15 protein-coding genes are annotated in these 18,882 nt (G+C 74.1%); 4 read left to right on the plus strand and 11 right to left on the minus strand.

The annotated features are described in order from the left end of the window. Positions 1–11: 11 nt before the first annotated feature. Together mycP and K7854_RS10590 are read right to left on the minus strand one after the other, a co-directional pair. Entirely contained in the window at positions 12–1,193 is a 1,182-nt protein-coding gene (gene mycP, locus K7854_RS10585; RefSeq protein WP_226026139.1) for a type VII secretion-associated serine protease mycosin, read from the minus strand. After that, positions 1,190–2,584: a hypothetical protein gene (locus K7854_RS10590; protein WP_226026140.1), complete on the minus strand. Its 1,395-nt coding sequence runs from the start codon at positions 2,582–2,584 to the stop codon at positions 1,190–1,192. Before K7854_RS10590 ends, mycP begins: the two co-directional genes overlap by 4 nt. Before the next feature lie 759 nt (positions 2,585–3,343). On the opposite strand from K7854_RS10590, the gene K7854_RS10595 reads away from it, so the two are divergent. Then, positions 3,344–4,552 carry an amino acid deaminase/aldolase gene (locus K7854_RS10595; protein WP_226026141.1) on the plus strand — a complete coding sequence of 403 codons (1,209 nt, stop codon included), beginning with the start codon at positions 3,344–3,346 and terminating at the stop codon, positions 4,550–4,552. A gap of 21 nt (positions 4,553–4,573) precedes the next feature. Here K7854_RS10595 and K7854_RS10600 read toward each other — a convergent pair whose 3' ends face one another. Genes K7854_RS10600 through glnA4 form a run of 4 tightly spaced genes read right to left on the minus strand, consistent with a single transcriptional unit; the run spans position 4,574 to position 9,099 of the window. Continuing rightward, positions 4,574–5,530, minus strand: coding sequence for a DUF2510 domain-containing protein (locus tag K7854_RS10600; RefSeq protein ID WP_226026198.1), 957 nt, complete (start codon positions 5,528–5,530; stop codon positions 4,574–4,576). A gap of 37 nt (positions 5,531–5,567) precedes the next feature. Continuing rightward, positions 5,568–6,350, minus strand: coding sequence for a 3-oxoacyl-ACP reductase (locus K7854_RS10605; RefSeq protein WP_226026142.1), 783 nt, complete (start codon positions 6,348–6,350; stop codon positions 5,568–5,570). 6 nt (positions 6,351–6,356) lie between these two features. Then, on the minus strand, positions 6,357–7,733 hold the full coding sequence (locus tag K7854_RS10610; protein WP_226026143.1) for an aldehyde dehydrogenase family protein: 1,377 nt from the start codon (positions 7,731–7,733) through the stop codon (positions 6,357–6,359). 7 nt (positions 7,734–7,740) lie between these two features. Further along, complete coding sequence (gene glnA4 / locus K7854_RS10615) at positions 7,741–9,099, minus strand: glutamine synthetase family protein (RefSeq protein WP_226026144.1); 1,359 nt, start codon at positions 9,097–9,099, stop codon at positions 7,741–7,743. Between the two features lie 116 nt (positions 9,100–9,215). On the opposite strand from glnA4, the gene K7854_RS10620 reads away from it, so the two are divergent. Both K7854_RS10620 and K7854_RS10625 read left to right on the plus strand, forming a co-directional pair. Then, entirely contained in the window at positions 9,216–9,926 is a 711-nt protein-coding gene (locus tag K7854_RS10620; RefSeq protein ID WP_226026145.1) for a FadR/GntR family transcriptional regulator, read from the plus strand. Between the two features lie 76 nt (positions 9,927–10,002). After that, entirely contained in the window at positions 10,003–10,704 is a 702-nt protein-coding gene (locus K7854_RS10625) for a gamma-glutamyl-gamma-aminobutyrate hydrolase family protein (protein WP_226026146.1), read from the plus strand. A gap of 440 nt (positions 10,705–11,144) precedes the next feature. On the opposite strand, the gene K7854_RS10630 is transcribed toward K7854_RS10625, so the two are convergent. Further along, entirely contained in the window at positions 11,145–12,119 is a 975-nt protein-coding gene (locus K7854_RS10630) for a LysR family transcriptional regulator (RefSeq protein WP_226026147.1), read from the minus strand. Positions 12,120–12,189: 70 nt separating this feature from the next. Between K7854_RS10630 and K7854_RS10635 the strand changes: the two genes are divergently transcribed. Then, positions 12,190–13,362 (plus strand): TDT family transporter, encoded by a 1,173-nt coding sequence (locus K7854_RS10635; protein ID WP_226026148.1) that lies wholly within the window; start codon positions 12,190–12,192, stop codon positions 13,360–13,362. Here K7854_RS10635 and K7854_RS10640 read toward each other — a convergent pair. The 4 genes from K7854_RS10640 to K7854_RS10655 form a co-directional block, all read right to left on the minus strand. Then, positions 13,289–14,008, minus strand: a complete 720-nt coding sequence (locus K7854_RS10640) for a helical backbone metal receptor (protein ID WP_226026149.1) — start codon at positions 14,006–14,008, stop codon at positions 13,289–13,291. The genes K7854_RS10635 and K7854_RS10640 overlap by 74 nt on opposite strands. Positions 14,009–14,018: 10 nt before the next feature. Beyond that, positions 14,019–14,588, minus strand: coding sequence for a helix-turn-helix domain-containing protein (locus K7854_RS10645; RefSeq protein WP_030404708.1), 570 nt, complete (start codon positions 14,586–14,588; stop codon positions 14,019–14,021). 432 nt (positions 14,589–15,020) lie between these two features. Beyond that, on the minus strand, positions 15,021–17,636 hold the full coding sequence (locus K7854_RS10650) for an ABC transporter permease/substrate binding protein (protein ID WP_226026150.1): 2,616 nt from the start codon (positions 17,634–17,636) through the stop codon (positions 15,021–15,023). Further along, positions 17,629–18,741, minus strand: a complete 1,113-nt coding sequence (locus K7854_RS10655; protein ID WP_226026151.1) for a quaternary amine ABC transporter ATP-binding protein — start codon at positions 18,739–18,741, stop codon at positions 17,629–17,631. Before K7854_RS10655 ends, K7854_RS10650 begins: the two co-directional genes overlap by 8 nt. Positions 18,742–18,882: the final 141 nt, after the last annotated feature.

The following is an 18,882-nucleotide window of genomic DNA, read 5'->3' on the forward strand; positions in this document are numbered from 1 at the left end:
TCTCCGGCTGGTCAGAAGTCGTCGCGGCGTTCGCGGCGCCCCCGCCACAGGACCACGGCCGCGACCACCAGGACGCCGCCCGCGCTGCCCGCCAGGGGCGCGGCCCAGGCGGAGGTGGCGTCGTCGGAGGCGGGGGCGTCCGGTCCCGGGCCGAAGTAGTCGTCGCCGTACGCCGCCGCCTTCAGGCCCTCCGGCTTCAGCCGTCCGGCCGCCTCGATGGCGGCGGCCGGGTCGACGAAGCCGAAGCCGCGCGAGTCGTCGCGGCCCTCGGCCGGGGCGTTGCGGGCGGTGTCCTCCAGGACGTCCTTGACCTGGGCCGGGGTGAGGTCCGGGTGGGCCGCCTTCACCAGGGCGGCGGCGCCGGAGACGAAGGCGGAGGCGGCGCTGGTGCCCCAGCCCTCGTAGTAGCGGTGGTCGGGGTCGGCGATGATCACGTCGACGCCGGGGGCGCTGACCGTGGCGTACCAGCGGCGGGTGGAGAAGGAGGCGCGGGTGCCGTAGCGGTCGACGGCGGTCGCCGCGATCACGCCCGGGTAGGCGGCCGGGTAGGAGATGTGGTCGCCCTTCTCGCCGCCGTTGCCGGCCGAGGCGACGACGACCACGCCCTTCTTCAGGGCGTACTGGATGGCCTCGTCCTCGGCCGGCTCGGGGTGGGCGGAGGCGGAGTCGTCGCCCAGGGAGAGGTTGATGATGTCGGCGCCGTGGTCGGCGGCCCACCGGATGCCCTCGGCCAGGGCGTTGCCGCGGGTCTTGCGGGCCTTGGCACGGGAGGGGTCGCCGTCCTCCAGGATCACCCGCAGGGGGAGGATCTTGGCCTCCGGGGCGATGCCCATGACGCCCTCGGCGTTGCCGGCGCCGTGTCCGTGGCCGGCGATGATCCCGGCCATGGCGGTGCCGTGCCGGGCCCAGGAGCGGTCGCCCTCGCTCGCGCCGAAGCCGACCAGGTCCTTGCCGGTGAGGACGTTGCCGGTCAGGTCGGGGTGGTCGGCCTCGACGCCGGTGTCCAGGACGGCGACGGTGACGCCCGCGCCCTTGGTGGTGCGCCACGCCTCCTGGGTGTGCATGGCGTCCAGGGCCCACTGCTGGGCGCGGATGCCGTCGGCGTGCGCGGCGGGGGCCGGGACGAGGGCGAGGGCGGCGGCGAGGAGCAGGCTCAGGGCGCCGGTCCCGCGGCGGAGGTCGGCGGGGGTCACGACGGGTGCTCCGTGGGTGCGCCGACGTGTCCGCGCAGGGCGCGTTCGACGCGGTCGGCGAGGCCCTGCGCCTCGTGGCCGAGACCGGCCTGGGCGGGCGCCGACGCGGCGCCGGACTCGACGGCCTCCTCGGCGGGTTCGGGTTCGTCGACGGTGCGGCCGTCGGCCCAGCCGGACACGGCGTAGACGACGACGGGGGCATCGGTGAGGACGGACACGGTCCAGGCGGCGCGCTGCGGTGCGCCGAAGTCCGCGGCAACGGTGTCCTTGGCCGCGTACGGCAGCGGCATGAGGTCCTCCCGGCGGCCCAGGCCCTCCTTCTCGAACCGGTCCGCCAGCGCGGTCATGGCGGCGGCGTCGGCCTTGGTGAAGAGCAGACCGACGGTGGTGACGTAGCTCTGGGTGGCGTCGGTGTAGGTGGCGCGCAGCAGGCGGGAGCACCCGACCGGGTCGAGCACCTTGGCGAGGAGCCGGTCGAAGGCGCCGGCGCAGTCGCCGTCCGGGGCGACGGCGACCCGCGTCCAGGTGCGGTCGGCTCCGCCGGGTCCCGCGCCCTTGCCCTGGACGGTGGGCGGGAACAGCTGGTCGACGGGCACGCTGTGCCACAGGTCGCCGGCCGCGGTGTACGCGCTGCGCGCGCCCTCGTCCCCGGAGTCGTCGGCGAGCCAGCTGCCGGTGACCGCCCCGGTGAGGAGCCCCACCCCGAGCACGAGGCAGACGGCGGCGGCGACGGCCTGCGGCCGCGGACGCCCGCCGAGCGGACGCGGCCGGGCCGACCCGTCGTACCCCTCGGGCTCCCCGAACGAGACCCGGGGCCTTGGGTCGTGCGGGCTGCTCCAGGAGAGGGCCGGGTCGGGGGTGCGGGGGGCTGCGGGGCCGGAGGGCGGGACGGCTGCCCGGGGCGCGGGAACGTCCGTTGCGGCCACCGTCTCCGCTTCCGGCGCCGCCGGGACCGGGCGCAGGCGTGCGGTCGTCTCCGTCGGGGTCTGTGCGGGAGCGCCGGGACGGCGGGACGGTGCCACCGCCGCGCCACCGCCGCGCGGGGCGTCCCGGCCGACGGTCGGGGCGGCGTCGGGGAAGCGGGCGGAGGGGCTGGGCGGAGGGGCGGCGGCGTCGGCGGACCGGGAGTCGGCGAGCCGGAAGCGCGGGTAGCGGGTCCGGGCACCGGGACCCGTGGCGTCCCCGTCCCGGCCGTCGTCCGGGGCCGTGGACGCGCCCCCACGGCCGTCGCCGCCCGCCGTGGGCGCGGGCGCGCCGGCCCCGCCGGTACGCCGAGGCGCCCCGGGCTCCGCGGCCTCGCCGCGCTCCCCCGTCGGCGCCTGGGCCGGGCGGGGAGGAACACCGGGACGGGGCGGGGTCCCCGGGCGCGGCGGCACCGACGAACGCGGCACCGCCGCCCGGGACGAGACATCCGGACCCGACCCGGTCTCCGGGCCGGACGCGGCCTGGGCACCGGCCGACGTCCGCGCTCCGGAAGCGGCCCCCGGCCGGGGCTCGGACACCGAACGGGAAGCGCCACCGAAACCGGGCACCGACTCCGGTCCCGGCGCAGGCTCGCGCCCGGGACGGGGCGGTGCCGGCCGGCCGAACGACGTGGCGGGATCGGGCGCGGAGCCGGAACGGTCCGAGGGCTCCGGGCCGGGAGCCGCGTCCGGACCCCACGCCGACCCCGGCACCGGTGCGCCCCCGGCGGCGGCAGCCGGTCGGGGCGTCTCGTTCGTGCCCGGCGTGGGTGCGGAAGGCGGTCCGGGGTCCGTGTCCGGCGGCGCCTCGGGACGGGGCGGGGTCTGCGGGCGGGGCGGTGCTGCGGGGTGCGGGGGAAGGGCGGCGCGGCGCGCTTCCGTGCTCATGCACCCCCCGTTTCCTCGGGCCCCGGCCCGTCGCTCCGACACGGACCGGAGACGGTGGTCCCGGCCGCGGTCTCCTGCCCGGCCCGGCGCGGAACCGATCCGTCCCGGGCACGCATACCCGCTCGGGCGGACCGCCATCCCGGCGCGGGCTCCCGGCCCGGCCGCCGGGGTCGGGCCCGCCGTGCGTGCGCGTCACTCTACGGCGTGACCCCGCCGGAGGGGGAACCAGTCCGCCCGCCCGTGGCATTGGCCCGGATCGTCCCCCTACCCCGCGGTAATCCTGTCTGGCAGGCTGCCGTCATGACCGCACGCGCCGCCGACCGGGCCCGCTACGACCGGGCCACCGCCCATCTGGACGCCCCCGTGGCGATCGTGGACCTGGAGGCCTTCGACGCCAACGCGGACGACCTGGTCCGCCGGGCCGGCGGGAAGCCGGTCCGGGTCGCCAGCAAGTCCGTACGCTGTCGTGCGCTGCTGGAACGGGTCCTGGCCAGGGACGGCTTCGCGGGCGTGATGTCGTTCACGCTGGCCGAGTCCCTGTGGCTGGCGCGCTCCGGTTTCGAGGACGTGCTGCTCGCCTATCCGTCGGCGGACCGCGCCGGGTACGCCGAACTGACCGCCGATCCCAAGCTCGCCTCCGCCGTGACGGTGATGGTCGACGACGTGGCCCAGCTGGACCTCGTCGACGCGGCGCGCGACGGCGACGGCGGCCGGGAAGTCGTGCGGGTGTGTCTGGAGTTGGACACCTCGCTGAAGCTGCTCGGGGGCCGGGTGCGGGTCGGCGCCCGGCGCTCGCCGCTGCACTCCCCCGCCGAGGTCGCCGACCTGGCCCGCGCGGTGGCCCGTCGGCCCGGGTTCGAGGTCGTCGGCATCATGGCGTACGAGGGTCATGTGGCGGGGGTCGGGGACGCGGTGGCGGGGCGGCCGTTGCGGTCGCGTGCCGTGCGGCTGATGCAGGCCGCCGCCCGCCGGGAACTGGCCGAGCGGCGGGCGGCCGTGGTACGGGCGGTCCGCGCGGTGGTGCCCGGCCTGGAGTTCGTCAACGGCGGCGGTACGGGCAGCGTGCAGCACACCGCCGCCGAGGACGCGGTGACGGAGATCGCGGCCGGTTCGGGGCTGTACGTGCCGCGGCTGTTCGACAACTACACGTCGTTCAGCGGTCGTCCGGCGGCGCTGTTCGCCCAGCCCGTCGTACGGCGGCCGGGCGTCGGCGTGGTGACCGTGCTCGGCGGCGGCTATCCGGCCTCCGGCGCGGCCGGGGCCGACCGGCTGCCGGTGCCCTATCTGCCCGAGGGCCTGCGCTACGACCCCCAGGAGGGACCGGGCGAGGTGCAGACGCCGCTGCTGGGCTCGCCCGCCGACGACCTGCTGATCGGCGACAAGGTGTGGTTCCGGCACGCCAAGGCCGGGGAGCTGTGCGAGCGGTTCGAGGCGTTGCAGCTGGTGGAAGGGGACGCGGTGACGGCCACGGTGCCGACGTACCGGGGCGAGGGGCACACCTTCCTGTAGCGGGGCCCCTGTGCGGGCGGGTCAGTCCGTCGGGCCGATGCCGCTGCCCACGCCGCCGCCGGTGTCCGCGTCGCCGATGGGCCGGATACCCTTGGTGATCTTGTCCATGTCGGCCAGCGGCGGCCCGTCCTCGCCGGCGTCGAAGACGTAGCGGACGAGGATCGGGGACTCGGTGCCGACGGTGGAGGGGAACACCATCGACTGCACGTAGCCGCCGGGCCCCTCGGCCGTCCTCACCCGCCAGCGCACGTAGTACCCGGCGCGTCCGACGACCGCGACGGGGCCGGACGCCACCTCCTGGTGGGACTCGATGCCGCCGAAGGGCTTGTTGCCGATCAGGTCGCGGTCGTAGGCGTCGTCGGCCGCGTCCTCGATGTCCTGCTCGGCCAGGACCTTCGGGGAGGACTCGGCGTTCGCGGTGACGGTGCGGGAGACGACGAGGCCGTGCCGGCACACGCTGCCGTCGGCGGGGCAGTCGTAGGTGCCGTCGGTGGTCATCATGACGTCGTCCTCGGCGACGTACTTGGGCGGGACCCAGCCGTCCGGCAGCGGAAAGGTGACGCCGTTGAGCTGGTCCTCGACCACGGCCGGGTCGTCGGCGGAGGACGCGGACGCGGTCGGTGAGGGGGACGGCGGGTCGCTGACCGGCGCGGGGTCGGTGCTGGTCGCCGTGACCGGCGGGGTCTGCGTCCGCGGGCTGCCGCCGTCGTCCTCGCCCAGCACGAACACGCCGGTGACGATCGCCGCGACCAGTACGGCCGCGGCGACGGTGACGGCGACGGCCTTGCCGCGTCCGCCGGTGCCGGCCCCCTGGCCGAGTCCCGGACCGGGAGTCGGAGCGGGTGCCGGGGCGCCCACCGCGGGCCCGAATCCGACGGGCTCGGGGGCGCGGCGGTGCTCCGTCCAGGCCGTGCCGTCCCACCACCGTTCCTGGTGGGGGGCCGACGGGTCGCGGTACCAGCCGGGCGGCGGCGTCATGCTCATCCCGGCACTGTAGGACGCCGTGCCCGGGGTTCTACAGCGGTGTGACGTACGCCCCGGAGATCCCGCCGTCGACCAGGAAGTCCGTGGCGTTGACGAAGGAGGAGTCGTCGCTGGCCAGGAAGGCGACCGCGGCGGCGATCTCCTCGGCCTCGGCGAACCGGCCCACCGGGATGTGCACCAGGCGGCGCGCGGCCCGCTCCGGGTCCTTGGCGAACAGCTCCTGCAGGAGCGGGGTGTTGACCGGTCCCGGGCACAGCGCGTTGACGCGGATGCCCTCCCGGGCGAACTGCACGCCCAGTTCCCGGGACATGGCGAGGACCCCGCCCTTGGAGGCGGTGTACGAGATCTGCGAGGTGGCCGCGCCCATCCGGGCCACGAAGGACGCGGTGTTGATGATGGACCCCCGGCCCTGGCGGCGCATGTAGGGGATGGCTGCCTTGCAGCACAGGTAGACGGAGGTGAGGTTGACCTCCTGGACGCGCTTCCACGCCTCCAGCCCCGTCTCCAGGATGGAGTCGTCGTCGGGCGGCGAGATACCGGCGTTGTTGAACGCGACGTCGACGCTGCCGTAGGTGTCGTACGCCGCCGCGAACAGCGCCTCGACCTGCTCGGGGTCGGTGACGTCGGCCTTGACGAAGATGCCGCCGGTCGCCTCGGCCGCGGCCTTGCCCCGGGCCTCGTCCACGTCGCCGCAGACGACGTGGGCGCCCTCGGAGGCGAGCCTGCGGGCGGTGGCGAGTCCGATGCCGCTGCCCGCGCCCGTGACGACGGCGCTGCGGCCGACCAGGCGTCGGCAGATGATGTCCTCGGTCATGAGTGGCTAGGCCTCCGTGCTGATGAAGACGTTCTTGGTCTCGGTGAACGCGGTCAGCGCGTCCGGGCCCAGCTCGCGGCCGATGCCGGACTGCTTGAACCCGCCGAACGGTGTCCAGTAGCGGACGCTGGCGTGGGAGTTGACGGACAGGTTCCCGGCGCGCACCGCGCCCGACACGCGCAGGGCGCGGCCGACGTCCCGGGTCCACAGCGAGCCGGACAGGCCGTAGTCGGTGGCGTTGGCCAGGCGGATCGCGTCGGCCTCGTCGTCGAAGGGCAGGACGACGGCGACGGGGCCGAAGACCTCCTCGACGGCCACGGGCGCGTGCGGGTCGACGCCGGTGAGGACGGTCGGCGGGTACCAGAAGCCGGGCCCGCCCTCGGGTGCCTTGCCGCGGATGCCGGGGGCGTCGGCGGGGACGTGCGAGCGGACGCGCTCCAGCTGGGCGCGGGAGATCAGCGGGCCCATCTCGGTGCTCTCGTCGGCCGGGTCGCCGACCCGGACGGCCTCGATCGCGGGGGCGAGCAGTTCGAGGAAGCGGTCGTGCACGGACCGCTGGACGAGGATGCGGGTGCGGGCGCAGCAGTCCTGGCCGCTGTTGTCGAGGAAGGACATGGGTGCGGCGGCCGCGGCGGCCTCGATGTCGGCGTCGGCGAAGACGATGTTGGGGCTCTTGCCGCCGAGTTCGAGGGTGACGGGCTTGAGCAGGGCGGCGCCCTTGGCGGCCACCTGCCGGCCGACGGCCGTGGACCCGGTGAAGACGATCTTGGCGACGTCCGGGTGTTCGACGAGCGCGTCGCCCGCGACCGGGCCGTGTCCGGGCAGCACCTGGAACAGGCCCTCGGGCAGGCCCGCAGCCAGGGCGAGTTCGGCCAGGCGGAGCGCGGTGAGCGGGGTCGTCTCGGCGGGCTTGAGGAGGACCGCGTTGCCCGCTGCGAGCGCCGGTGCCGTGGCCCAGGCGGCGATCGGCATCGGGAAGTTCCAGGGGGCGATGACGCCGACGACACCGAGGGGTTCGAGGAGCGTGACGTCCAGGCCTCCCGCGACCGGGATCTGGCGTCCGGTGAGCCGCTCCACTCCCCCGGCGGCGTAGTCGAGCAGGTCGCGGACGTTGCCGGCCTCCCAGCGGGCGTTGCCGAGGAGGTGTCCGGCCTGGCGGACCTCCAGGCGGGCCAGCTCCTCCAGGTGCGCGTCGACGGTGGCGGCGAAGCGGCGCAGCAGCCGGGCCCGGTCGCCGGGGGCGAGGGCGGCCCAGGCGGTCTGGGCCCGTACGGCGCGGGCGACGGCGGCGTCCACGTCGGCCGCGGAGGCGGCGGGGACGGTGGCGACGACCTCTTCGGTGGCGGGGTTCAGTACGACCAGTCCGGGCGACTCGTGGGACAAGTGGGCCTCACATGCGTTCGAAGGAGCGGCGCAGTTCCCAGTCGGTGACGGCGGCGTCGTAGGCGTCCAGTTCGACGCGCGCCATGTTGCGGTAGTGGGCGACGACCTCGTCCCCGAAGGCGGCCTTGGCGAGGGTGCTGTTCTCCCACAGCTCGGCGGCCTCGCGCAGGGTGCTGGGGACGTGTGCGAAGTCGCCGGTGTAGGCGTTGCCGGGGCAGGGCTCGGGCAGCTCCAGGCGCTGCTCGACGCCGTGCAGCCCGGCGGCGACCATGCCGGCCACCGCGAGGTAGGGGTTGACGTCGCCGCCGGGGAGCCGGTTCTCGAAGCGGAGCGAGCGGCCGTGGCCGACGACGCGCAGGGCGCAGGTGCGGTTGTCGTGGCCCCAGGCGACGGCGGTGGGGGCGAAGGAGCCGGGCTGGAAGCGCTTGTAGGAGTTGATGTGCGGGGCGTGGAGGAGGGAGAACTCGCGCAGCGCCACCAGCTGTCCGGCGAGGAAGTGCCGCATGACCTCGGACATGCCGGACCCGTCGGCCATGGCGTTGCGCCCGTCGGCGTCGGCGAGCGAGAGGTGGATGTGGCAGGAGTTGCCCTCGCGCTCGTTGTACTTGGCCATGAAGGTGAGGGACATGCCCTCCTGGGCGGCGATCTCCTTGGCGCCGGTCTTGTAGATCGCGTGCTGGTCGCAGGTGACCAGGGCCTCGTCGTAGCGGAACGCGATCTCGTGCTGGCCGGGGTTGCACTCGCCCTTGGCGGACTCGACGGTGAGACCGGCCCCGGCCATCTCGTTGCGGATGCGGCGCAGCAGGGGTTCGACGCGGCCGGTGCCGAGCACCGAGTAGTCGACGTTGTACTGGTTGGCCGGGGTCAGGCCGCGGTAGTTCGCGTCCCAGGCCTGTTCGTAGGTGTCGCGGAAGACGATGAACTCCAGCTCGGTGCCGACCTGCGCGGTGTATCCGTGTTCCGCGAGCCGCTCCAACTGGCGGCGCAGGATCTGGCGGGGCGCGGCGAGCACCGGGGACCCGTCCTCCCAGGCGAGGTCGGCGACGACCATCGCGGTGCCCTCGTTCCAGGGCAGCCGGCGCAGGGTGGCCGGGTCGGCGTGCATGGCGAAGTCGCCGTAGCCGCGGTCCCAGGAGGACATGGCGTAGCCGTCGACGGTGTTCATGTCGGCGTCGACGGCGAGGAGGTAGTTGCAGCCCTCGGTGCCGTGTGCCAGGACCTCGTCGAGGAAGAAGCGGGCGGCGAACCGCTTGCCCTGGAGGCGGCCCTGCATGTCGGGGAAGGCGAGGACGACGGTGTCGATGTCACCGGCGGCGACGAGGGCGTGCAGTTCCTCGACCCCGAGCGGGGGTGTGCGGTCTGCCACGGGGAGAGCCTCCTTCTGGCCGGGAGCCATAAGGTATTGCCGGGAACCTTTGGTTGGGAAGGGGGCGCGGCCGCGTGCGGGAGGAATCCGCCGGGAGTGCCGGGAGCGCCGGGAGCGTGACGGACCGGCTGGCGCCGGTGCTGCGCCCGGTGCGGGCCGGGAACGGCTTCGAGGAGGCGCTGGAGCAGATCCTCCAGGTCGTCCGGCTGGGCCTGGTGGCGGGCGGCGAGCGGCTGCCGGCCGAGCGGGAGCTGGCGGAGCGGCTGGGGATCAGCCGGGTGACGCTGCGCGAGGTGCTGCGGGTGCTCCAGGACCAGGGGCTGGTCGAGGCGCGGCGCGGACGCTACGGCGGAACGTTCGTGCTGCCCCGGGCGGACGCGGGCGGCGAGGACGAGCTGCGGCGCCGGGTGGCCGGGGTCGACATCGAGGACGTGCTGCGCTTCCGGGAGGTGCTGGAGGTGGGCGCGGCCGGGCTGTGCGCGGCGCACGGGCTGACGGACGCGCGGGCGGCGCGGCTGGCCGAGGCGCTGGCCGGTACGCGGGAGGCGCCGCTGGCGCAGTACCGGCGGCTGGACACGATGCTGCACCTGACGCTGGCGGAGCTGTGCGGCTCTCCGGCGCTGGCGGCACAGTACGCGGCGGTCCGCGCCACCCTCAACGACCTGCTGGACTGCATCCCGCTGCTGGTGCGCAACCTGGAGCACTCCCAGCGCCAGCACGCGGCGCTGGTGGCGGCGGTGCTCGACGGGGACGCGGACGGGGCGCGGGAGATCGCGCGGGAGCACTGCGCGGGGACGGCGGCGCTGCTGCGCGGGTTTCTGACCTGAACGCCTTGCCGTGGCGGCATGCCGCGGCAAAGGTATGGGAACGGCTCATTGACCGGTCCGATTTCCTGGAGGGCGGATGGCGGACAGCCCGCTGATCGGCGTCAGCACGTACCTGGAGTCCGCGGTGCGCTGGGGCGTGTGGGAGCTGGAGGCGGCCCTGTTGCCGGCCGGGTATCCGCGGCTGGTGCAACGGGCGGGCGGCCTGGCCGTCATGCTCCCGCCGGACGCGCCGGAGCGGGCCGCCGCGGCCGTCGCCCGGGTCGACGGGCTGGTGATCGCGGGCGGACCGGACGTGGAGCCGGTCCGTTACGGCGCCGAACCCGATCCGCGCACCGGCCCGCCGGCCCGGGCCCGGGACACCTGGGAGCTGGCGCTCATCGAGGCGGCCCTGGCCGCGGGCGTCCCGCTGCTGGGCGTCTGCCGTGGCATGCAGCTGCTCAACGTCGCCCTGGGCGGCACCCTCGTCCAGCACATCGAGGGGCACGCCGAGGTGGTGGGCGTGTTCGGCGACCACCCGGTGCGCCCGGTGCCGGGGACGCGGTACGCCGCCGCCGTCCCGGAGGAGACGAGCGTGCCGACGTACCACCACCAGGCGGTGGACCGGCTCGGCACCGGCCTGGTCGCCTCGGCCCACGCGGCGGACGGCACCGTGGAGGCGGTGGAACTGCCGTCCGCCCCTGGCTGGGTGCTGGGCGTGCAGTGGCACCCGGAGATGGGCGAGGACGTACGCGTGATGAGGGCCCTGGTGGACGCGGCCCGGCGGGGCCGAGAAGCCTGACGGCGTCCGCCCGATCCATCACCGCACGGTGAACCGCGACCCCACGGCCCCCGCCCCGCACCTGGCCACCTCCGGTCCACACGCCCGGCGGCCCTCGGGGCCCGCACCCCGGCCGCCCGGCCCGCGCAGCGGATCGTGCCCCGAGGCAGCCGTGGAAGAGCCCAACGACCCCCGCGGACAGGACACAGACCGGCCACAAGACCGCGCCACGAGCCCAACCCCACACCCCCGGCCCCCGGCCCCCGGCCCCCGGCCCCCGCGGACAGGACACAGACCGGCCACGAGACCGCGCCACGAACCAACCCCGCACCCCGGGCCCCGGCCCTGCCACCGCCCCGTCCCGCCCCGCGCGGCGGACGGCACCCGTGATGTCGCGGGAGGGATGCCGTCCGGCGCCGGTGGTCGTGGTGGGTCCGGGGCCGGGGCGGTGTGCGCCGGGTCTAGCTCCGGGTCAGGGACAGCAGGCGGCGGGCCGGGCCGGTGGGGCGGTGGCCGGTGGGCCACACCGCTCGCAGGTCGCGGGCGAGGACGACGTCCGCCACGGGCACGCTCACCAGGCGCCGGGTGGTCAGTTCCTCGCCGACCGCGAGTTCGCTGAGGACGGAGGGCCCGGCGCCGCCCACCGCGGCGGCCTTCACCGCCGTCGTCGAGGACAGTTCGATCAGGGGGCGGGCCAGGCCGCCCAGCGCCGCGTCCAGGACCTGCCGGGTGCCCGAGCCCTTCTCCCGCAGGATCAGCGGGGTCGACGCCAGCTCCGCCGCCTTCAGCGGGCTCCTGCGACGGGCCCAGGGGTGACCCGGGGCGGTCACGACGATGAGCCGGTCGTGGCCGATGACCGCGGAGTCCAGACCGGTCGGCACACTCACCCCCTCCACGAACCCCAGGTCGGCCTCGTCGGCCAGCAGGCGCTCCGCCACCGCCGTCGAGTTGCCCGCGAGCAGCGACACCGCCGTGTCCGGCAGCTGGGTGCGCAGCGCGACCAGCCAGCCCGGCAGCAGGTACTCGGCGATCGTCATGCTCGCCGCGACCCGCAGCCGCGAGTCCCTCCGGTCCCGCAGCGCCTGCGCGCCCGCGTCGAACGCCTCGGCGGCCTCCACGATCCGCCGCGCCCAGTCGGTCACCAGCGCGCCCGCGTCGGTGAGCCGGGAGCCGCGCGGCGAGCGGTCCACCAGGGCGACGCCCAGCTGCCGCTCCATGGAGCGGATGCGGCTGCTGGCGGCCGGCTGCGTGATGCCCAGCTCGCGCGCCGCCCCGCCGAGGCTGCCCAGGCGGGCCACCGCCAGCAACAGCTCCAGCGCGCCGAGGTCCGGCACCCGGTGAGCCAGCGAGCCCGCCCCGTGCCGCGCCCGGGTGTCGTGCCCGCCCTCCGCGGCACCCGTGCCGCCGCCCGTACCGCTGCCCGTGCCCTCGCTCATAACCCCAGCTTATGCCCTCATAGAGGCATGGTCCCTGGTCAGGGGTTTCCCCGGCCGGGACCGTGGAGTCATGGTCACCGCAGCCCAGCCCCGCTCTCCTGCCCCCTCCCCCACCGTCGGCCCGGCCGTCCGGCGGGTCCCGGCCGTCCGTCATCTCGGGCCCAACTGGTACGCCTGCGTCATGGGCACCGCCATCGTCGGTACGGCGGGGGCCGCGCTCCCCGGGCAGGTGCCGGGCCTGCGTGCCGTGTGCACCGCGTTCTGGGCCCTGTCCCTCCTGCTGCTGGCGGTGCTGCTGGTCGCCCGGTCCCTGCACTGGCTGCACCACCGCGACCAGGCCCGCGCCCATCTCCTCGACCCGGCGGCGGCCCCGTTCTACGGCTGTCTGTCGATGGCCCTGCTGGCCGTCGGCGGCGGCACCCTGACCCTCGGCCGGGACTGGATCGGCACCCCGGCCGCGGTCGCCCTGGACACCGTGCTGTTCACCGCCGGTACGGCGGTCGGGCTGGCGGCGGCGGTCGCGGTGCCGTACCTGATGGCCGTACGCCACCGGATCGAGCCGGGGCAGGCCAGCCCGGTCTGGCTGCTGCCGCTCGTCGCGCCGATGGTGTCCGCGGCCGTCGGCCCCCTGCTCGTCCCGTACCTCCCGCCGGGGCAGCCCCGCGAGACGCTGCTGCTCGCCTGTGTCGCGATGTTCGGCGTGAGTCTGTTCGCGACCCTGCTGACCCTGCCGGTGATCTTCGGCAGGCTGCTCACCGGCGGGCCGCTGCCGCTCGCGCTCACCCCGTCGCTGTTCCTCGTCCTCGGCCCGCTCGGGCAGTCGACGACCGCCGTGGGGAAGTTCGCGGACCTGGCGCCGGGGGTCGTGCCGCGGCCGTACGCCGAGGGCTTCTCGGTCTTCGCCGTGCTGTACGGGGTGCCGGTGATGGGCTTCGCCCTGATGTGGCTGGCGCTCGCCGCGGCGCACGTCGTACGGGCCCGCCGGGAGGGCATGCGCTTCTCGATGACCTGGTGGTCGTTCACCTTCCCGGTCGGCACCTGTGTCACCGGCGCCGAGGCACTGGCCCGGGAGACCGGGCTGGCCGGCTATGACGGGCTCACCGTCGCGCTGTACGCCCTGCTCGTCACCGCCTGGGCCGTCGCCGCGGTGCACACCGCCCGGGGCCTGCTCAGCGGCGTGCTGCTCGCAGGGCCGCGGCCAGCGCCCGGGGCGCCCCGGCCAGTGACGGCCCGTACCACGTGAGGTACCGCCCGTCGACGAGGGCGCAGGGCAGCCCCGGGAAGGCCTCCGGGCCGTCGTCGGCGGTGAAGCGGTACGGCTCGTCCGGCAGGACCACGACGTCCGGGCGGGCCGCCCGCAGTTCGTCCACCGGCACCTTCGGGTAGCGCTCGGCGTGGGCGGCGTACAGGTGGTCGACGCCGAGGCGGGCCAGGACGTCCCCGGCGAAGGTGTCGCGGCCCAGCACCATCCAGGGCCTGCGCCAGATCGGCACGACGGCCGTGGCGCGCCCTTCGGGGACGGGCGGGCCGGCCCAGGCGGCCTCCGCCTCGTCCAGCCAGCGGGGCCGGGAGCGGGCGCCGCAGGCGGTCAGCACCCGGTCCAGCTCCGTGACGGCCTGCGGGACGGTGCGCACCTCGGTGACCAGCACCTCGACGCCCGCCGCGCGCAGGGCGTCGAGGTCGGCGGCGCGGTTCTCCTCCTCGTTGGCGATCACCAGGTCGGGAGCGAGGGAGCGGATGCGGTCGGTCTTCGGGTTCTTGGTGCCGCCGACGCGGACGACATCGAGGCCGGCCGGGTGGGTGCACCAGTCGGTCGCGCCGACCAGCGCCCCGGGGACGGTGCGGGCCACCGCCTCGGTCAGCGACGGCACCAGCGAGACCACCCTCACCGGCGCGCCCTCACCGGCGGGGCCCTTCGCGGACCGCCTCGATGTGCTCGGCGACGGCGACGACGATCAGCCGGGTGTCGGGCACCGTGGCCCGCCAGCGGTGCCGCACCCCGCCGGTGAGGTACAGCGTGTCGCCGCGCCCGAGCCGGTAGGCGCGGCCCTCGGCCTCGATCTCCACGGCGCCCTCGGCGACGAACATCAACTGGTCGTTGCGGTACTGCAGTTCGCGGCCGGCGTCGTGGTCGCCGGTGAACTCGGAGGCGTGCATCTGGTGGTGTCCGCGCACCAGGGAGCGCACCTTGGGCGCCAGCTCGGGGTCGGGGTCCTCGGCGCGGACCACGTCGACGCTGCACGCCGGGTCGGCCGCGGCGAGCAGCTCGACGGCGGTGGTGCGCAGCGCGTCGGCCACCTTCTCCAGGGAGGTCTGGCTGGGCCGCGCCCGGTCGTTCTCGATCTGGCTCAGGAAGGGCACGGACAGGCCGCTGCGCTCGGACACCACGGCGAGGGTGAGTTCGAGGTCCCGGCGCCGCCGCCGTACGGCCGCGCCCACCCGGAGGTGCTGATCTTTGTGGTCGCCCATCGCTCCGGCTCCCTCCTTCACCCGTCGTCGTACCGTCACCGTGCCCCGTGCGGGGCGCGGCCCTCCTGATGAGTTCTCTGCACCCTACGCATGTTCGGCAAACCGTTTCATGCGGCCGTCACATCGATGTCACGGTGCGGTGGCCGCGACCTCACGTTTCTCGCCACCGGCGGGCGGGTCCGCGCGCCGTGGCACACGCCTTACCGGTTCAAGGCGTGGACGGCCTTCCGTGTTCCCGCACGCCGTTCCCGCCCTGGTGGGCCAGGCTCGGGTGCGGGGTTGGCGCTCCGTGGTTGGCCGAATCCTTACCGTGTCCGGGCCCGGGACGACCCGAGGGGTGGGCCCGGCGGCGCGCCGTCAGGTGGCGTCACCGGGCCCACCCCTCGGGGGTGACCGTCGCTGCGCGGGGCTCCCGGGGAGCCGTCCGGCGCGCTACGGAGTCATCCGGCCGACCATGTCCGGGTGCTCCTTCAGCCAGGCCGCGACGGCTTCTTCCTCGTGGCCCTGGCCGCGGTCCTTGATCTCGGCCTCCAGGCTGCCCAGCTCGTCCTCGCTCATCTTGAAGTTCTTGATCCACTTCGTGAGCTGCGGGTACTGCTCGGGGAAGTTCTTGCTGGAGATGGTCCGGATCGTGTTGCCCTCGCCGAAGGCCTTCTTCGGGTCCTTCAGCTTGGTCAGGTCGTAGTCGCTGTAGGCCCAGTGCGGCGACCACAGGGTGACCGCGACCGGCTCCTTCTTGGCGAGGGCGCGCTTGAGCTCGGCCAGCATCGCCGGCGTGGAGCCGTCGACGACCTCGTACTCGTCCTCCAGGCCGTAGGCCGGCATCACGTCGTTCTTGACCAGCTGCATCTGACCGGTGCCGGGCTCGATGCCGATGATCTTCCCGTCGAACAGGTCGCTCTTGCCCTTGAGGTCGGCGAGGGACTTGACGTCCTTCACGTACGAGGGGACGGCGATCTCCAGGGAGGTCGGTTCGTACCAGGTGCCCAGGTCGACGAGGTTGTCCTTGTGTTTGTTCCAGTAGTTGCTCTGGGCGTGCGGCAACCAGGCGTCGAAGTTGAGGTCGATGCCGCCGGAGGCCAGGCCGGTGTAGACCGGGCCGACGTCCATCTGCTTCAGGTTCATCTTGTAGCCGCGGCGCTCCAGGACGTTCTTCCACAGGTAGGTGACGGCGACGTCCTCCTCCCAGGGGAACCAGGCCACGTCCAGGGGCTGCTTGGCCTCGGCGGGGGTGGCGCCGGAGCCGCCCTCGACCGGGGCGAGCTTGTCGACGACGCCCGGGTTGGCCTTGAGCCAGGTGCGCACGGCCTCCTGCTGCTGGCCCTTGCCGGCCTTGTTGATCTCGGCCTCGAGGCTGGTGAGCTGCTTCTCCGACATGGAGAAGTCCTTCAGCCACTTGGCCACGACCGGGTTGTCGTCCGAGAAGCCCTTGCGGGACAGCGAGTGCACGCCGTCGCCCTTGCCCCAGGCGCCCTTGGGGTCCTTCAGCTTCTTCAGCTTGTAGTCGTTGTACGCCCAGTGCGGGGACCACAGGGTGACGACGATCGGTTCCTGCTTGCTGTAGGCCCGCTTCAGCTCGGCCAGCATCGCCGGCGTGGAGCTGTCGACGACCTTGTACTCCTGGTCGAGGCCGTACTCCTTGAGGATCTTGCTCTTGAGCAGGTTCATCTCACCGGCGCTGGGCTCGATGCCGGTGATCTTGCCGCCGAAGAGGTCGGCCTTACCCTTGAGGTCCTCCAGGGAGTTGACGTCCTTCATGTACGCCGGGACGGTCAGCTCCAGCGAGGTCTCGTCGTACCAGGAGCCCAGGTCCTCGAGCTGCTTGCCGTACTTCTTCCAGTACTGCTCGTGCGTCGTCGGCAGCCAGGAGTCGGTCTGGAAGTCGATGTTGCCCTGGGCGAGCGCGGTGTAGAGCGGGCCGGCCTCGAACTGCTTGGCCTCGACCTCGAAGCCGCGCTGTTCGAGGATCTCCTTCCACAGGAACGTGGAGGCGACGCCCTCGTCCCAGGGGATGTAGCCGATGGAGACCTTCTTGCCGTTGCCGACGTTCTTGCCGCCGCCCGCCGCCTCGGCGTCGTCGGAGCCGCCGCCGAACATGCCCATGCCGCCGGCCACCAGCGCGAGGATCACGATGCCGATCACCGCGACCTGCGGCTGGGGGCGGTAGGACCAGATCTTCAGGCCCTTGGCGGCGCGTGCCTTGGCCGCCGCGCGGCGGCCCAGCGGGGAGACGTGGGTGCCCAGCGCGCTGGTCATGCGGTCCAGGTAGATCGCCAGGATCACGATGGCGACACCGGCCTCGGCGCCGAGGCCGACGTTGAGCTGGCCGATGGACTCCATGACGTCGCCGCCGAGGCCGCCGGTGCCGACCATGCCGGCGATCGCGGCCATGGACAGGCCGAGCATGATGACCTGGTTGACGCCCGCCATCACCGTGGGCAGCGCCAGCGGGAGCTGGACGCGCAGCAGGGTGTTGCGGGGCGTGGTGCCGAACGCCTCGGCCGCCTCGACCAGTTCCTTGTCGACCTGGCGGATGCCCAGCTCGGTCATGCGGACACCGGGGGCGAGGGCGAAGATCAGGGTGGCCACGATGCCCGGGGCGGAGCCGGTCCCGAAGAACAGGATCGCCGGGATCAGGTAGATCATCGCGGGCAGCGTCTGCATGAAGTCCAGGACCGGCCGCACGAACGCGCTCACCCGGTCCGAGCGGGCCGCCCAGATGCCCACCGGCACCGAGACCACCAGCGCGATGATGGTGGCGACCAGCAGGAGCGCCAGGGTGACCATCGCGTTGTCCCACAGCCCGAGGGAGTCGATGAAGGCGAACCCGACGAAGGAGAGGACACCGGCGAAGGTGCCGCGCAGCCAGAAGGCGATCACGGCGAAGATGCCGGCGAGCAGCAGCGGCTCGGGGGCCTGGAGGACGGCGTTGATGCCGTCGTAGGCGCCGGTGAAGATGTCCTTGAGGAAGGTGAACAGCCAGGAGACGTTGTCGAGCAGCCAGTCGACGCTGCTGTTGACCCAGTCGCCGAGGGGGATCCTAGGCACGGCTGATCACCTTCTTGCCGCCCTTGTCCCGCGGGCTGTCGCAGACGCCGGGGACGACGTCGTCCTCGTCGCCGAGGAAGCCGATGAGCCGCTGGGCCGGGACGACGCCGACGAGCCGGCGCTCGCCGTCGACCACCGCCACGGCGTGGGGCACGCGGGCGCTGATCGCGCACAGCTCCGAGAACGGCGTGTCGGGCAGGGCGGTCTCGCAGTCGCAGTCCGCCTCGTCGCCGCGCACGTCGGTCTCCATGACGGCGGCGGCGGTCAGGACGCGGGAGCGGTCGACGTCCTTGGTGAAGGAGGCGACGTAGTCGTTGGCGGGGCGGATCAGGATGTCCTGCGCGGTGCCTATCTGCACGATCCGGCCGTCGCGCATCACGGCGATGCGGTCGCCCAGGCGCATGGCCTCGTTGAGGTCGTGGGTGATGAAGACGATGGTCTTCTTCAGGGTCTTCTGCAGGTCGAGCAGCTGGTCCTGCATGTCGCGGCGGATCAGCGGGTCGAGGGCGCTGAAGGACTCGTCCATCAGCAGCAGGTCGGCGTCGGTGGCGAGCGCGCGGGCCAGGCCGACGCGCTGCTGCATGCCGCCGGACAGCTCGTCGGGCCAGGACTTCTCCCAGCCGGCCAGGCCGCACAGGGCGAGCGCCTCGTCGGCGCGGCGTTCGCGCTCGGCGCGGGGCACGCCCTGCACTTCAAGACCGTAGGCAGCGTTGTCACGGACGCTGCGGTGCGGGAAGAGCGCGAAGTGCTGGAAGACCATGCTGATCTTCTTGGAACGGACCTCGCGCAGCTCGCGGTCGCTCAGCTCGGTGAGGTCCTGGCCCCCGAAGCGGACGTGCCCGGCGGTCGGCTCCGACAGACCGTTGAGCATGCGCAGCAGCGTGGACTTGCCTGATCCGGACAGTCCCATGACCACGAAGATCTCGCCGGGCTCCACGGTGAAGGACGCGTCGATGACGGCGGCGGTGGTGCCGTCGGCGCGCAGCTCCTCGCGAACGTCCCCCTGGTCCTCGCGGACATCCCCCTGGCGCAGCCGTTCGACTGCCTGGTCCGGTTTCCTGCCGAAGACCTTGTACAGGTTCTCGGCCTCTAGTCTGGCTGACACGCTTACCTCTTGGCTCGGGGGCAGGGACAGGGTGCGAAGCTCCCCTGACAGTTGAATGCATCAACCAGCTTCGGCCCGGCTGCGCGCCTGCCCCGATGCTTATGCGCCAAACATTTAAGTGAGCCAGTTCACACGCCCTCC

The sequence above is a fragment of the Streptomyces hyderabadensis genome (genome assembly GCF_020404845.1).
Taxonomy (GTDB): Bacteria; Actinomycetota; Actinomycetes; order Streptomycetales; family Streptomycetaceae; genus Streptomyces; species Streptomyces hyderabadensis.